General features: G+C 50.3%; 14 protein-coding genes. 8 read left to right on the forward strand and 6 right to left on the reverse strand.

The genetic code is table 11. The features are described 5' to 3' along the window. Positions 1-54 precede the first annotated feature (54 nt). Both dctP and pdxR read right to left on the reverse strand, forming a co-directional pair. Complete coding sequence (gene dctP, locus EOE65_RS16035) at positions 55-1,071, reverse strand: TRAP transporter substrate-binding protein DctP (protein ID WP_127695595.1); 1,017 nt, start codon at positions 1,069-1,071, stop codon at positions 55-57. A gap of 353 nt (positions 1,072-1,424) precedes the next feature. Then, positions 1,425-2,888 carry a MocR-like pyridoxine biosynthesis transcription factor PdxR gene (pdxR, locus tag EOE65_RS16040; protein ID WP_127695597.1) on the reverse strand — a complete coding sequence of 488 codons (1,464 nt, stop codon included), beginning with the start codon at positions 2,886-2,888 and terminating at the stop codon, positions 1,425-1,427. 285 nt (positions 2,889-3,173) lie between these two features. Here pdxR and EOE65_RS16045 point away from each other — a divergent pair, with 285 nt between their 5' ends. Then, entirely contained in the window at positions 3,174-3,920 is a 747-nt protein-coding gene (locus EOE65_RS16045) for a GNAT family N-acetyltransferase (protein ID WP_127695599.1), read from the forward strand. 3 nt (positions 3,921-3,923) lie between these two features. Beyond that, entirely contained in the window at positions 3,924-4,376 is a 453-nt protein-coding gene (locus EOE65_RS16050) for a GNAT family N-acetyltransferase (RefSeq protein ID WP_127695601.1), read from the forward strand. A gap of 42 nt (positions 4,377-4,418) precedes the next feature. On the opposite strand, the gene EOE65_RS16055 is transcribed toward EOE65_RS16050, so the two are convergent. The 4 genes from EOE65_RS16055 to EOE65_RS16070 form a co-directional block, all read right to left on the reverse strand. Continuing rightward, on the reverse strand, positions 4,419-5,351 hold the full coding sequence (locus EOE65_RS16055; protein ID WP_127695603.1) for a LysR family transcriptional regulator: 933 nt from the start codon (positions 5,349-5,351) through the stop codon (positions 4,419-4,421). A gap of 161 nt (positions 5,352-5,512) precedes the next feature. Continuing rightward, positions 5,513-6,463, reverse strand: a complete 951-nt coding sequence (locus tag EOE65_RS16060) for a Bug family tripartite tricarboxylate transporter substrate binding protein (RefSeq protein WP_127695605.1) — start codon at positions 6,461-6,463, stop codon at positions 5,513-5,515. 85 nt (positions 6,464-6,548) lie between these two features. Beyond that, entirely contained in the window at positions 6,549-8,072 is a 1,524-nt protein-coding gene (locus EOE65_RS16065) for a tripartite tricarboxylate transporter permease (protein ID WP_127695607.1), read from the reverse strand. A 12-nt stretch (positions 8,073-8,084) separates the two neighbouring features. Next, positions 8,085-8,549 (reverse strand): tripartite tricarboxylate transporter TctB family protein, encoded by a 465-nt coding sequence (locus EOE65_RS16070; RefSeq protein ID WP_127695609.1) that lies wholly within the window; start codon positions 8,547-8,549, stop codon positions 8,085-8,087. A gap of 680 nt (positions 8,550-9,229) precedes the next feature. Here EOE65_RS16070 and EOE65_RS16075 point away from each other — a divergent pair. The 6 genes from EOE65_RS16075 (at position 9,230) to EOE65_RS16100 (ending at position 14,726) form a co-directional block, all read left to right on the forward strand. After that, positions 9,230-9,577, forward strand: a complete 348-nt coding sequence (locus EOE65_RS16075; RefSeq protein ID WP_127695611.1) for a RidA family protein — start codon at positions 9,230-9,232, stop codon at positions 9,575-9,577. 22 nt (positions 9,578-9,599) lie between these two features. After that, the gene (locus EOE65_RS16080; protein ID WP_127695613.1) at positions 9,600-10,841 is read left to right on the forward strand and encodes an NAD(P)/FAD-dependent oxidoreductase; all 1,242 of its coding nucleotides are present in this window, start codon (positions 9,600-9,602) and stop codon (positions 10,839-10,841) included. 9 nt (positions 10,842-10,850) lie between these two features. Next, positions 10,851-11,567: an aspartate/glutamate racemase family protein gene (locus tag EOE65_RS16085; protein ID WP_127695615.1), complete on the forward strand. Its 717-nt coding sequence runs from the start codon at positions 10,851-10,853 to the stop codon at positions 11,565-11,567. Positions 11,568-12,392: 825 nt separating this feature from the next. Further along, a complete protein-coding gene (gene nhaA / locus EOE65_RS16090; protein ID WP_127695617.1) occupies positions 12,393-13,586 on the forward strand; it encodes a Na+/H+ antiporter NhaA in 1,194 nt (397 codons plus the stop codon). 110 nt (positions 13,587-13,696) lie between these two features. Next, a complete protein-coding gene (locus tag EOE65_RS16095) occupies positions 13,697-14,218 on the forward strand; it encodes a DUF2878 domain-containing protein (protein WP_127695619.1) in 522 nt (173 codons plus the stop codon). After that, positions 14,199-14,726: a chalcone isomerase family protein gene (locus EOE65_RS16100; protein WP_127695621.1), complete on the forward strand. Its 528-nt coding sequence runs from the start codon at positions 14,199-14,201 to the stop codon at positions 14,724-14,726. The genes EOE65_RS16095 and EOE65_RS16100 overlap by 20 nt, the downstream gene beginning before the upstream one ends.

Below are 14,726 nucleotides of genomic sequence, written 5' to 3' on the forward strand. Positions count from 1 at the left end.
TGTAAAGCAGAAAGGGCGCCGAGCACACGCTCTAGCGCCGGTTGACCGTAAGGATCAGTTGATGCCTGCAATTTTGCGCATCATGTTCATAATGTCTGCGCCAACCACTTTCTCCATAAATGGCCACTCATTGGCGTACAGAATCTCTTTCGCTTTTGCCATCTGCTCAGGTGATAGCTCGACGACTTTCACACCGCTACCGCGTACTTTATCGAGGAAGCCTTCATCGATCGCTTGCGCTTCATCCCAAACTTTCGCCATGGTTGCATCTGCTGCTGCCACTAACTTAGTGCGCTCAGCTGCTGGTAGGTCTTCCAACCACGATTTGTTCACAACCCAGAAGGCGTGCTCGAAGTAATCTTTGGTAAGAATGTAGCTTTCGATAACATCACGCATCTGCCAGATCTCAACCGAGGGTGCGGTGCCACGTGCGTCAATCGTACCGAGCTGGAGCGCCGTGTAGAGTTCAGAGAAAGGCATCGGTACGGGTGTGAAGCCGAAGCTCTTGTAGCGCTCGATACCGATAGGGATCGCCGGTACGCGCATCTTGATTCCCTTACCATCCGCTGGGAAGTTGGTGGGTGTCTCTTCAACGCCTTTGCGCATCGCGATGGAGCCAAAGCCCGTTGGGATGATACCTAGCACCACTAAGTCGAGATCGTTGAGAATCTCGTTGTAGACATCGGTCATTTTGCCGTTTGGCCCGTACACTTCGCGTGCTTGTGCCCAATCATCTACTACATAACTCAACCAAGAAAGATCAAGGCGAGGATCGTACTCGGAAGCGCCGAAGCTCATAGTCATCGGTACAACGCCTTCCATGCTTTGCTCAAAAATCGATGCCCAGTCACCTAGCGCTCCGCCTGGGTGGTAGTCCACCTCGATATCGGCGCCGGTTTTCTTGAGTTCATCCATGAAGGTGGTGGATGTCATATGGAAGATGTGATCGGCAGGGTAGGCGTGGCCGAGCATCAGCTCTTCCGCCTGTGCTGTTTGCACGCTAGGCAGTGTTAGGGCAGCAGATAGGACGCAAGTAGAGAGCAGAGTCTTTGCACGAGTCGTTATTTTCATAGTTACCTCGGTGATTGTTATTGTTGTCGCTAAAGGGCAGCAAAAGATCGCGCTGCGCTTTGATAGTCCGAGTCCGACAACGTAGGTTTTGGTAAGGCAAGACCGCGTTGTCGGAGCCACTTCAATATAAATTTGGCGCTCCAATAGCCAATAGGCCCAACGCTAACCCGAAATATAGAACCAGGCTGTATCGCTAGTATTTATGGGGCTTGTAGAGGAGTTGGTTGTGAAAATTGCGCCGCTTTAGGTGTGGGCTTTAGCTAAGCAAAGTAACGATAAGGCCGAGCAGCATATGCTGTTTAAGGGCATGATGTGTGGGAGGAGAGGGGCAGTATCCATTGCCCAATATGCGCTTAGGTAAGCTCACCTATTAAGGCCGCTAGGCGCTCAATACCAGGCCGAATCCGCTCGGTGGCGATCGAGGAGTAACCCAAGCGGAAAAACTGCTGAGGTGGGTTAGCGCGGTGAAAGTAGATATCCCCTGATTCGATAACGACACCGCGCTCGAGGGCCAAACGCTTTAGCTCTCGGGCATCTAAACCATCGGGGCCCTTAACCCAATAGGCGGAACCGCCAAACACTGGTGGTTTCGCTGAGGCAGGCAGGCAGCTTTGTAGCGCATCACTCACTGCTTTCCAGCGCTCTTCATAGACCTGCACAATACTGCGCACCAGTGAGTCGTGGTACCCGCGATGGAGAAAGAGACCAACCGAGCGTTGGTTATTCATCGGCGGGTGGCGCAGCATCATGCGGCGAAATTCTCGGATCTCTTGAATTAGAGGTTTGGGCCCAACCATATACCCCAGCCGTAAGCCAGGCGATAGGGTTTTAGAGAGGCTGCCAATATAAATAACGCGGTCGTTTTTATCCAAGCTTTTCAGCGCTGGTGTTGGGTTGGCAGCAAAGCTGGTTTCGCACTCATAATCATCTTCAATGATTAAAAAGTTATCACGCGAAGCTTGCTCTAATAGAGCTTGGCGCCTTGCCAGTGGCATCGTGACGGTGGTGGGGAACTGGTGGCTTGGGGTGGTGAAGATCAGGTCGCAATCGCGCAGTTGCTCTCCGGTTTCAAGGCCGTCTTGGTCGATGGAGAGGTTTTTAATTCGTGTGCCGGTGCAGGCGGCCATATGGATAAGATCAGGATAGCCCGGATCCTCTAAACCGAAGCGCGTTGTTTGGTTGAGCAAAACCCGTATCAGCATATAAAGCGCGTGTTGGGCGCCCACCGTAATCAGGATCTCATCAGGCTCCGCCCAGACGCCTCTGCGTGGCAGTAAGCGTGAGTGAATCTGCTCCACAAGGAGGGCATCATCGTCGTCATAGCGGTCGCCGGCCCAGTCGCCAATCGCCTGTACCGAAACTGCCTCTTTACAACATTCGCGCCAATGGTTGGTTGGGAACATCTTGGGGTCTAGCTGGCCATAAATAAATGGGTAAGGGTAGTCCCGCCAGCGGTGCACTTTGTTGAGCTTACGTTCGGTGGGGCGCAACTTCAGGCACTGGTCCCAGTCGGGCTTATTGCCGCTTTCGATCGCCACGGGCCGCTCCTCTTTGACGGAGCTTTTGAGGATCTCATCGTTAACATAGAAACCTGCGCGTTCACGTGAGATCAGGTAGCCATCGTACATTAGGTGTTCATACGCCAAGATCACCGTATTGCGCGATACGCCAAGCATTTGCGCAAGTTTGCGTGTTGAGGGCAGCGGTAGATCGGGTGGAATATGCCCATCGATAATGGCTTTACTGATCTGCTCCCGAATCTGCTGCTGCAAACTGGATTCACTATCAGGAGAGAGATGAAAAAGGTGGTTTAACATCTGTTTTAGCTCCTTGGGCGGTATGCTACTGCGCCATGAACAAGGGGTTTTTATTCTTATAAAGTGAATCTTATTGGTACTAAACCTTCGGAGGTAGTGCCAGCGTTTGGTACCAAATAGGGCCATTTCCGTCTTGCAAAGCTAAATTTACGTGGAAGTGGTTCCTGTATTTGTTCTTAAAATGGATCTTCTATGGATCCATTGGTGGCTTTATGCTGCTTTTACGTTATTGGAGTGCCAGCATGGTTTGGCTTACTCCGGCGAAACAGGCGTAAAGGAGTTGTTATGAAAACAGAGCCGCTGTTTACCGCATCCAGTGATCTATATCAGAACGAACTTGGGCAACCCGTTGGCCCGACGTTGAAGAATTGGGTGCCGTGTCAAAGCCCGCCTCGCACGCCTCTCGTGGGACGTTTTTGTCGGCTTGAGCCGATGGCTCCAGAGCATCACGCTAGGCGGTTGTTCGATGCTTTTGCGTTGGACACGAGCGGTAAAAACTGGACCTATCTATTCGCTGAGCCGTTTACAGATTATGAGGCCTTTGACCGATATCTAGTCGAGACGTGTTGTGGCGATGACCCGCTTTTCTACACCGTGATCGATCAGGCTAGCGGGCTAGCCGTGGGTATGGCGGCGCTGATGCGTATTGATCCACGCATGGGCGTTATCGAAGTGGGCCATATCCACTTCTCGTCACGTATGCAGCGTACGCCGATGTCATCAGAAGCGATATTTCTGTTGATGAGCCGCGTGTTTGATGAGCTAGGCTATCGCCGCTTCGAATGGAAGTGTGACAGCCACAACGCCCCCTCAAAACGCGCCGCCGAGCGCTTTGGTTTTAGCTTTGAAGGCATTTTTCGCCAAGCGGTTGTATATAAAAACCGCAGCCGCGATACCGCTTGGTTTTCGATTATTGATCGTGAGTGGCCACACGTTAAAGCGATGTTTGAAGGGTGGCTCGCCCCTAAAAATTTTGATGCACAGGGTAAGCAACGGCAACCACTACGTCACTTTAGAGCAGACAAGGAGTAAGAGATGAATGTATCAGTTAAAGCGCTGCATACCGGCGATAGATCAGCATGGGAAGTGCTCTATAAAGGTTATGCCGAGTTCTACAACATGCCTATGACAGATGAGACACTCAACACCGTATGGCAGTGGATTTTTGACCCTAACAACCGCTTTTTCGCCCTGATTGCAAAAGATGAATGGGATAATGGTGTCGGTTTGATGCACTACCGTGGTATGCCATCGCCGCTGCGCGGGGCTGAAGTTGGCTTCTTGGATGATCTGTTTGTCGATCCAGATTGTCGTAGTCGAGGTGTGGCCGAGCAGATGTTCGCGCGTTTACAGCAGGAAGCCCAAGCGCAGAACTGGCCGTTCGTGCGTTGGATTACCGCGGAGAATAACTACCGTGCGCGGGCCGTTTATGACCGTATTGCCGATAAAACACTCTGGCAGACCTATCAATTGAATACGGATTGCTAGGAGCTTCTGCCAAGTTTTAAGCGCAAAACCTGACAGGCCCGTTTAGCTACCCCAATTAAGCAAAGTGGCGTGGTTGGCTTGGATGCTATCTAGACGGGTGCGTAAGCGTTCAGCAAAGGCTTGAGTGATCATAGAGCGCGGTGTGTCGTCGGGATAGAAAATGCCGATATTGAGCTCGACTTCGGGATTAAAGCGCCGAAACACCACCTTGCCGGGGCTTGCGTAACCTTGATAGCTATCGACGGAGATCAAGTCCATGACACAAACGCCAAGGCCGCGCTCCACAAAAGTGAGTGCTGGGATAAAAAAGCGTGTCTGCAAGCGCACGTTCATCCGATGTCCGTTGTTTTCAAACTCCTTCAGGAGGTCATGGAAAATCATGTGATCAGGGTGTAGCGTGATCATCGGTTCACCATCGAGCAAGGCGGTGTTGAGCTCCTCCTCTTGAGCAAGCGGATGATCTGCTGGTATCGCGACACAGCACGGTAGCGTAAAGCGATCATCAAGCGAGAGTTGCGACTGGTGTTGGGTAATCTCGGCCAGCCCAAGGTCATATTGGTTTGAGGCAACCCACTCTGCGACAAGATCTGAGGTACGGGTTTGTAAGGAGGCCTGTACCTTGGGGTGCTCCTCTAGAAAGTCGGCGAGCAGGTTAGGCATAAAGAAGGTGGATGGGCCGGGCATACAGCCGATACGCAAAAAGCCATACTGCTTGTTCTGGATATCTTGGACCGTTTGGCTCACATCTTGGATGCGATTAAAGATCGCTTCGATTTCGCGGTACAGATACTCCGCTTCAGGCGTTGGATAGAGGCGTTTTTTATGGCGCTCAAACAGTTGGAAGCCGATCTCCTCCTCCAGAGAACTAATCATCATACTGACCGCAGGTTGGGTGCGAAAAAGCTGCTTAGCGGCTTGAGAGACTGAGCCTGCAAGCATCACGGCACGGAAGGCTTCCATCTGTTTTAGGTTCATGGCAACGACCTATATATTAGAAAATCTGATAAACCTTATTATTCCGTATTTCTAGCTTATATCAATGAGAAGATGGTGCGGAATGTATGGAGCCGTGAGTTGCAATAAGGCTGGAGAGACTCACCCGCTAGAACAGCGGGTGAGGTGGGTAACGCGAATGGTTACTTCTTGCTCGTGCGAGCAGCTTCTTCGGTGTAGATCGCATAAGTTGCTTTTAGGTCAGAGATCCACTCTGGGCCGTAGCGATAGTCCACCAATGCGCCGATATTTTCGTATGCTTTCAGCACTTCTGGGTCTTTCATCACTTTCGCGGTTGCCGCGTTCAGTTTCTCAACAACCTCTGCCGGTACACCTTTCGGGGCAAAGACACCAGACCAGCCGCCAAAGCTACCTTTGATGCCATAGTCAGAGAAGGTTGGCACGCCCGGGAAGGCATCCATCTTCTGATCCATTACCAAGATGCGGGCACGATCTGCTTTGACGTGTGGGCCGAATGCAGGTGGGAAGGAGACCGCAGAGTCGATGTGACCACCCACAACCGATACCATAGACGCAGCTGCGCCTTTTGCGTGAACGTACTTCACGTTATAGCCTGACTGGTTTGCGATGATGTTCGCCATGATCGTACCAGAAGAGGACGCACCCCAAGAGCCTTGGGTCAGTGTTTTGCTATTGGCACCTTTTATGAACTGGTCGAAGTCTTGGTATGGGCTGTCCTTGGCTACCACGACGGCCAAAGGCACTGACGTGAATTTTACAACCGGATCGAAGCTATCAAAGCTGTAAGGCGTTTTGGTGAAGTTAGGTGTCACCAACATGTTGCTCAAACCTGCATTGATGAGCGTGTAGCCATCGGCTTTCGCGCGAGCAACGAACGACGTACCCACAACACCGCCACCGCCTGGCTTATTAACGACAACAACCGGTACACCTAGCTCTTTCTCGACCGCGTCTGCCCAGATGCGGGTTGTTAAGTCGGAGTCACCGCCAGCACCCCAAGGTACAATGACCTGAATTGGTTTTTCAGGGTAGGCCGCAAGCGCCGCACCTGATGCAACAGTCATCGCGACTGCTGTTGCCAGAGATAACAGAGTTTTTTTAGGACTTTTCATACCAACTTCCTTTCATTTATTTTTATTGACGTTCATTTTTTCAAGCGGTGCGACCGTGCGCACCGCCGTGAAATCGTTTGCTCAGCTAGGCGGGGCTCTCCTCCCCTTGTGCTGAAGCACGTTTTGCGGCTTTTGCTTTCATGCGTGCGCTAGACAACACGAAGAAAGCCGATAGCGCGATAAACACCCAAGAGAACGGTGAGGCGAAGAAGCGTCCATAGTCGTCACCGACAATAGCGAACGCCTGATCAAGGTTCTGCTCGAGGAAGGGTGTTAGGATAAAGCCGATGATGAAGACCGCTGGGTTCAAGCCCACAATACGCATGCCGTAGCCCAGTACCGTAAAGGCGATCAACACCAAGATGTCGTTCATGTTTTGGCCCGCAGTGAAGGCGCCGGTAAAGGCGAACACTGTCACACATGGGAAGATGTAATAACGGCGCAGCGATGCCATCTTCACAAAGAACTTGAAGCCTGAGCGAGCGATACCGAGCAGGAACAGGTCTGTGATTAAGAAGCCTGCAAAGATCGCGTAGATGGTTTCAGTGTGCTCAAAGAAGATCATCGGGCCGGGCGTTAAGCCGTGAATCAGGAAGGCACCCATCAACAGTGCGGCAACATCATCGCCAGGAATACTAAGCGTTAGCATCGGGATCATGCTGGAGCCACACACCGCATTGTTAGCGGATTCTGCAGCAGCGATGCCCTCGACCGAGCCTTTGCCGTACTTTTCTGGGTTCTTGGAAGTACGTTTGCCTTCGCCATAGGCGATAAACGCAGCTGTACTCGAGCCTAGCCCAGGCAGAGCGCCGATAAAGGTACCGATGCCGCTTGATTTCAAGATGGTACCAAACACACTGCGGAACTCTTTAAAGCTGATGCGATTGTCCGCCGGGTTAGGGGAGCGGGTGATCGCGAGCTCATGGTGAGGAATTTTACGGCGGCGGATCACATTGATCACTTCCGGCATCACAAGGACACCAATCAACATCGGCGTAAAGGTGAAACCGCCGATCAGCTCATCAATACCAAAGGTAAAGCGTGCGGAACCTGTGATTGAATCGATACCGACCATCGCAAACAGCATACCTAAACAGCATGAAAGTAAGCCGCGAGGAATCGATTCACCCGCCATAGAGCCGATCACCGTGAAGGCGAACAGCAATAGAAAGACCTTCTCGATGGGGCCCGCTTGTAGCGATATCGCCGAGATCGGTGCAGCGACTAGGATCAGCACCATCGTTGCCAGCATCTCTCCAGATACGGACGCGAATAGCGACATATCTAGCGCTTTACCGGCTTTACCTGCTTTGGTCAGTGCATGACCATCTTGCGCGGTTAAGAAGGAGGCTGCCGCGCCCGGCGTGTTGATTAAAATAGCCGAGATTGAGCCGCCATAGATCCCTGCTTTGTAGACCGCCAGCAGCATCGTAATGCCGATGATGGGGTCAACATAGAAGGTCATGGGCAGCATGATCGCGATCGCCATGATGGCTGAAATACCGGGAATAGCACCAAAGATAATGCCAACCACCACACCTAAAATGATGCCGAGGATTGGGCCAACAGCCAGAATCGAGCTGAAGCCGCTAAGAATATTGTCTAACATCTGCAGCGCCTCCTATAGCGACCAAGTTGGTAAGTAAACGCGCAGAAACTCACGCGAACCGTAATAGATCAATATAGGAACAACGACCGAGACCACCGTGATCGGTAGCCAGTTGCGCCCGCCCAGCAGGTAGGCTACCGCCAACATAATGAATGGCGTTGTGACCATAAACCCGATATAAGGCACGGCCAGCCAGTAGAGGACAAAGATGCCGATGTAGATCGCAATACCACCGAAGCCATCGGTAGAAATGATCTCATTCTCTTCTTGAGGTTTACCCTGAGCGAGTTTTTGGAACGCCTGAATGGCAATCGTGCCAGCGAATAAAATCATCAAACCGGCTACCGCACGTGGCAAGAACATAATGCCCAAATCACTTTCGGCACCACCTTCGGCGAGATTGTCGTTGGTTAGAATGATCACCGCGATGATGATCAAAAACGTCGAGAGCCCGACGTCTATTTTTCGTCTATCCATTTGCAACACCAATAACTTCTTATTTTTATAACCAGTGCCGATGTCGTCTTACGGGCAATGCTTGAATGCATTGCTGACGCGTATCTGGCGATTGGCCACTGTTAAAACCAGTTTAAATAAACCCTATATAGATACAATTCGAAAAAAACACTGATTTCATAAGTTAATCTTATGTTTTTGGGTGGGGAGGTCTATTCGTCCGTGAGTAGTGTGTATCCGCACACCGTTTGACTTATCGAACATACGACTATGGTAGCGGAAGTTGTAATGGGCTTGCTGTTTGAATTCGTATAAAGGTTGTGAAATGGCGACGTTTCGTACGCATTAACGATTGTTATCAGCGTGGTTGAACGCGGTACTCATTTAAAACATAAGTTTTTCTGATTAAATATTAAAAAAATCGGATTTGTTATTATGATTTTGCCGGAAAATAATAGTTCTAACTTAGGCTCTGACCTGAATCGTCTAGTGACGACAGGCCGACAACAACAATAAAAAAGAGTGTTTCGAAGCCGGTTAGGTTACTTGTTAATCTGCCGAGTGCTTATCACCTTTATACATTGTCCTTCTCGGTAGCGTTGCGCCTGCAACGTGTTGCACTTCTCTCGATGGTTCAGAGCTATCTATTTAGCAGCCGCTTTTCGGCTGTATCAACGACATTAGATCTAAGCGAGTAACCGATGATTGAACGCCAGCATAAAAATCAACGCATGAGCCAGCTTGTTAGTTTTGCCAACCTAGTGTGGACTGCAGGCCAAGTAGCTAAAGATCCATCGCAGGATATGGCCGGCCAAACGGAACAGATCTTGGCGCAGATTGATGCGCTGTTAGCCGATGCTGGCAGCAACAAAAGTGCGCTTATCAGCGCCAATATTTGGGTTTCAGATATCAGCCAGTTTGCGCAGATGAATGCGGTATGGGATGCCTGGGTTGATAGCGAAAACCCACCGGTGCGTGCATGTGTTGAATCCCGTCTTGCTCGAGACGAGCTGTTAGTCGAAATACAAGTGGTTGCCGCCAAACTCTAATAGCTTAGAGGCTGATACGGTTATGGAAACAAAGCATGTAGCAGTCGTGGGGGCAGGCATTGTAGGCCTGTCAACAGCGATTAGCCTGCAGCAGGCGGGCTTTACTGTCACCCTGATCGATCGTAACGATCCGGGAAAAGGGGCATCTTTCGGTAACGCTGGTTTGTTTGCAGACTACGCACGGCTGCCTTTTACCAAGTTCGCTATGCTGCGCAAAATGCCGGGTATGTTGCTTGATAGTGAAAGCCCGCTCTCTATGCAAGGCGCTTATCTGCCTCATCTGATGCCCTATGGCTGGGGGTTCTTAAAGTCGTGCTCTCAAGCAAAGTATGAGCAGGGAAGAGCTGCACTCACCCAGCTACAGCATCACACCCGCGAGAATGATGATCATCTGTTAGCGCTAACAGGGGCGCGCAGTTTGGTGCAAGCTAACGGGTGTTTGGGTCTGTTTGCAACACAAGAAAATTTTGTTGCAGCGCAAGAGGGCGACATGGCTGAGCGGCTGGCGCAGGGCGTTAACCTGAGTTATGTGGGTGCTGAAGAGGTTGCTGAGTTAGAACCTGACCTTGCCCCCTTTTATGCAGGCGGCGTTTTCTATAAGGATACGCGCTTTACGGTGAATCCACTGGCGCTGTGTCGGCGTTATGCGGAGTATTTCGCTGCCCAAGGGGGGCGTCTCCTTAATCAAGAGGTGGTTGCCGTTCACCCATCTATTGATCGCGTCGAGGTGCAGCTGCAGGATCAACGCATAGCCGTGGAGCATGTGGTGATGTGTGCAGGCGTTGCGTCCCAAAAGCTGCTGGATCCACTGGGTTGCCGTTTTCCACTTGTAAGTGAACGCGGTTATCACCTGACGTTGGATACTGAGAAGAGCCAAATTAGCCGACCGGTAGGTTGGTTGGATAAAGCGATTTTTCTCACCCCTATGGCGACCGGTGTGCGCTTAGCGGGTACTGCAGAGTTTGCATTTGCAGATGCACCAGCCAATGAGCAGCGTACTGATGTCATGCTCAACCATGCGCAAGTGATGCTGGGCTTCACGCCGCAAGTGCAAGACTCTTGGGTCGGTAGCCGTCCATCGACGCCTGATTCACTGCCTGTGATCGGCTCGTTAAAAGCACACCCGCGTATTATCGCCGCATTTGGTCATGGCCACTTGGGGTTAACGTTTGCGGCGGTGACCGGCAAGTTAGTAACACAAACCATTCAAGGCGTTGCGACCGCGGTAGATTTGCAGCCGTTCGCACCCGAGCGATTTAGTTAAGGTATTTATATGATTATTAAAGGTGGTATCAATATTTGCGGCGTGCCGATGGGTGTGATTTCGCTGGAGTCCTACTTTCCAAAGCCCGATGGCCATATCAAACACCCGGCAAGCTTTGATTTTCCGGTGATGTATAAAACGGTTCAAGGCGCAACGATCGACCGCTTGATTCGTGAGCGTGATCCTGCACTTCTACAGCCCTTTATTGAAGCGGCACAGGAACTTGAGCGTGAAGGCGTTAAAGCGATCACCGGAAGCTGCGGGTTCTTGGCGCTCCATCAAAAAGCGTTGGCCGATGCCGTCGATATCCCGGTCTTTATCTCTAGTCTGATTCAAGTGCCGTTGGTTTCGCGGATGCTAAAGTCCGAGCAAAAAGTCGGTGTTGTGGTGGCGAACTCCGACGCGTTGACGGCTGATCATCTATCGGGCGTGGGCATTCAGGATGAGCCTATCGTTGTTGCGGGTATGCAGGCGCAGCGTCAATTTGCTGAGGTTATTCTGCGCGGTGATAGTGTGGATCTGGATATGGATATCTTTGAAGCTGAGTTGACGAGTGTGGTAGAAACGATGCTGAACGAAAATCCAGAGGTGGGTGCTATCGTTCTTGAATGTACTGACCTGTCCCACTTTGCACCGCGCCTGCAAGCTAAGTTTGGCTTACCCATCTTTGATTTAAGCAGCCTAACGCGCATGGTTGCGGCGACCGTCGAGCGCCAAATCGCATAAGGTTTTCTCTCTTCTCAATGTGTTGGAGCGTCTGAACAGCGCTTCCTTTGGGTGAGTATCACGTTGAAACAGCCGTGATACTCACCGTTTTTATCGCTTGCTCTCGATTCTCCTTTCTTTTCAATACACGCCAATAGCGTTGGTTTGTAGCAGTGCTATCAAGAAACCGTGAGATAAGGAGGTTACTAATGCGGTGCAGTTAGCTGCTCAGTAACAGCACAGGGCGCATCGACGATCCTTTTGCTGTTGTGAAAAGCGCCGTGGCGGCTGTGACTGGCTAGCACGTTGAGTCGAGGAGTGAGCTGGGCACGTTAAATGACGCCCGAAAAGACGACTGATGCGCTCAAATGTTTGTTGTACCTCAATGGTAACTATAATGATTGGTGTTAGGTTAACGTATTTGAACCCCTCCAATGCGTTTTATAAGGCGATCATTGGCGCAATAGCGCACTGATGAGAGGTTGTTAAGCGCAAATTTTTAGTTGGGCTTAGCGAACTTGTCAGTAAATAGTCATGGTTGGCAGCCATAACTATAGCTTCGGTATCCTGTTGTTCGCTAAGCTATTTCGATGGTTTGTCAAGGTTGAGCTTGTTGGTTTTTTACAGTATTTTTTACTCATCAATGAAACATTTTTATGTTTGTTTGATGTGTCTTTACTGATATGTAGCGTTTTCTTCGATCTTTTGGGGACGTTACAGTTTAAAGCGTATCCAGCAACGGGCACGGGAGACGAGCGGCAAAAAGACGACGAGTGAGTAGCAGCTAGGGCTGCTTGACGAAATCCAGTTGTAAATACGAACTGACCTCTAACTGTTGGGATAACAATGCACCAAAATCAGAACTCTTATATCAATACGTTTTTCAAGATGGAGTCCGCGGGCGGCATTCTGCTGTTTTTCGCAGCTGTATTGGCGATGTTGCTTGCTAACTCTGCTTTGGAACCTATCTATCAACTTGTCTTATCAACACCAGTGGAAGTGCGCGTTGGCGCGCTTGATATCGATAAACCACTCTTGTTGTGGATTAACGATGGTTTGATGGCGGTTTTCTTCTTTCTTGTCGGACTTGAGTTAAAACGTGAGCTGGCAGAAGGTGAGTTATCGGACCGACGCAATGTTATTTTGCCGGGTATCGGCGCTGTTGGCGGGATGGCGGTTCCAGCCCTCATCTATGCGTTCTTTAACTATGATGATCCTGAAGCGATCAATGGCTGGGCAATTCCAGCGGCAACAGATATCGCATTTGCACTGGGTGTTTTGACACTGCTTGGCTCGCGTGTGCCTACGTCTATCAAGATCTTTCTAACATCGTTGGCGATCTTTGATGATATTGGCGCGATTATCATTATTGCGATCTTCTATACCTCGCAGATCTCATTTACAGCGTTGGTGGTTGTGGCTTGCTGTATACCGCCACTATTCCTACTAAACCGCTTCAATGTTGTTTCAAAAAGCCCATATATGCTGATCGGTATCATCATGTGGATTGCAACACTGAAATCTGGTGTGCACGCAACGCTGGCGGGTGTCGTACTTGCGATGTTTATTCCGATGCGCTGTAAAGCCGATCCAGATTACTCACCGGTGCGTGGCCTAGAGCACGACTTACACTCCGTTGTTGCTTTCTTCATCCTGCCGGTATTTGCTTTCGCGAATGCAGGTTTAAACCTTAAAGGTATTACGACGGAGCAGCTATTCCATGGCGTGCCGGTCGGTATTGCACTCGGTCTCTTTATCGGTAAACAGCTTGGCATCTTTGGCTTCTGCTGGTTGTTTATCAAGATGGGTGTTGCCAGCTTGCCAAGAGGCATGACGTGGATAGGGCTCTATGGTACGGCGGCGCTCTGTGGCATTGGCTTCACCATGAGCCTTTTTATCGGCTCACTGGCCTTTGGCGATGTGGCTGATAGGATGTTCGATGAACGCTTAGGTATTATTTTTGGTTCTCTCTGTTCCGGTATTGTGGGTTATCTGATCCTCAATGCGAGCCTTAAAAAGAACCCCGACGCCGAAGCATAATTTTAAAACCTCTGAAAAGCCCAGCCTAGTGCTGGGCTTTTTTGTGGGCCTTTCACGCAGACCTGATCTACCTCCTGTTTTATCTCGTAACAGATTAAAAGGAGAAAAATATGGGTTGGTCAGAGCGGTTTTGGGTGAATGCTATCGGTTTTCAGGCCGTTTGGTGGGGCTCGATATTACTAGGCGATACTGCCGCATTTGCCGTTCTTGCTTTACTTGCGCTGCATTTTGCCTGTCACTCGCAACCTATGGTTGAAGCCAGAGTTGTTATCGCATCCGGTGTGGTAGGTTTCAGCGTTGACTCATTTCTCACTATAGCCGGCGTTTTCACCTTTCCCTCGTTATTACTTTCATTACCTCCTATATGGTTACTTTTTTTATGGTTTGCGTTCAGCGCGACACTGCGTAACAGCCTAAGTGTATTGCGCAAGTATCGGGTTTTAGCGAGCGTACTGGGCGCTGTCGCTGGCGCTTCTACTTACATTGCCGCAGCCAAGCTCGGCGCTGTTGAACTCAGTTTTGGCTATCTTGCCACCTTCCTGTTGCTCTTGCCCGTCTGGGCAGTGCTGTTCCCCTGTCTACTCATTCTCACTGAAAAACTGGAGGAGAGTTATGTTTCGCATCACCACTAGATGGCTGCTAAGCATCAGCCTAATGTTTGCCTTTGCTGTGCCGCTGCAAGCTGCACAGCTCACTCAACCAAGCTTTAAGGAGTCTTGGCAAGATGTTGGCGAAGCGCACCTTAAAGTGTTCTGGTTTGACGTTTACAACGCGGTGTTAAGAACCCCGACGGGGCGCTTTGATGGCTACGATGCGCCTTTACAGCTCTGTCTTGATTATCAGCGCAAGATTCGCAAAAAAATGCTGCTCGATGAAACGCGTAAACACCTAAATCCTTTAGCGACGCAAGCGAAAGTTGAGCGCTGGATGCTAGAGCTGCAGCAGATGTGGCCCAGTGTGAAAGAGGGTGACCAAATAGCTTTTCAAATTGATGAGCAAGGTAAAGGCCACTTTTTCTTCAATCAAACATGGATCGGTACGATGAAAGATCCGGAGTTTTCGCCTGCTTTTGTCAAAATTTGGCTAGGCCGATCAAGTATGTTTCCGGAACTTGCAGAAAAACTGAGAGGGGGCCAATAG

Source organism: Neptunomonas marina (assembly GCF_004005935.1).
Lineage (GTDB): Bacteria > Pseudomonadota > Gammaproteobacteria > Pseudomonadales > Balneatricaceae > Neptunomonas > Neptunomonas marina.

Coding starts and splice junctions, on each gene's coding strand:
- EOE65_RS16100 (WP_127695621.1), top strand. CDS start 14,199: ATGTTTCGCATCACCACTAGATGGCTGCTAAGCATCAGCCTAATGTTT.
- EOE65_RS16050 (WP_127695601.1), top strand. CDS start 3,924: ATGAATGTATCAGTTAAAGCGCTGCATACCGGCGATAGATCAGCATGG.
- EOE65_RS16055 (WP_127695603.1), bottom strand. CDS start 5,351: ATGAACCTAAAACAGATGGAAGCCTTCCGTGCCGTGATGCTTGCAGGC.
- EOE65_RS16085 (WP_127695615.1), top strand. CDS start 10,851: ATGATTATTAAAGGTGGTATCAATATTTGCGGCGTGCCGATGGGTGTG.
- EOE65_RS16080 (WP_127695613.1), top strand. CDS start 9,600: ATGGAAACAAAGCATGTAGCAGTCGTGGGGGCAGGCATTGTAGGCCTG.
- pdxR (WP_127695597.1), bottom strand. CDS start 2,888: ATGTTAAACCACCTTTTTCATCTCTCTCCTGATAGTGAATCCAGTTTG.
- EOE65_RS16075 (WP_127695611.1), top strand. CDS start 9,230: ATGATTGAACGCCAGCATAAAAATCAACGCATGAGCCAGCTTGTTAGT.
- EOE65_RS16095 (WP_127695619.1), top strand. CDS start 13,697: ATGGGTTGGTCAGAGCGGTTTTGGGTGAATGCTATCGGTTTTCAGGCC.
- nhaA (WP_127695617.1), top strand. CDS start 12,393: ATGCACCAAAATCAGAACTCTTATATCAATACGTTTTTCAAGATGGAG.
- dctP (WP_127695595.1), bottom strand. CDS start 1,071: ATGAAAATAACGACTCGTGCAAAGACTCTGCTCTCTACTTGCGTCCTA.
- EOE65_RS16060 (WP_127695605.1), bottom strand. CDS start 6,463: ATGAAAAGTCCTAAAAAAACTCTGTTATCTCTGGCAACAGCAGTCGCG.
- EOE65_RS16065 (WP_127695607.1), bottom strand. CDS start 8,072: ATGTTAGACAATATTCTTAGCGGCTTCAGCTCGATTCTGGCTGTTGGC.
- EOE65_RS16070 (WP_127695609.1), bottom strand. CDS start 8,549: ATGGATAGACGAAAAATAGACGTCGGGCTCTCGACGTTTTTGATCATC.
- EOE65_RS16045 (WP_127695599.1), top strand. CDS start 3,174: ATGAAAACAGAGCCGCTGTTTACCGCATCCAGTGATCTATATCAGAAC.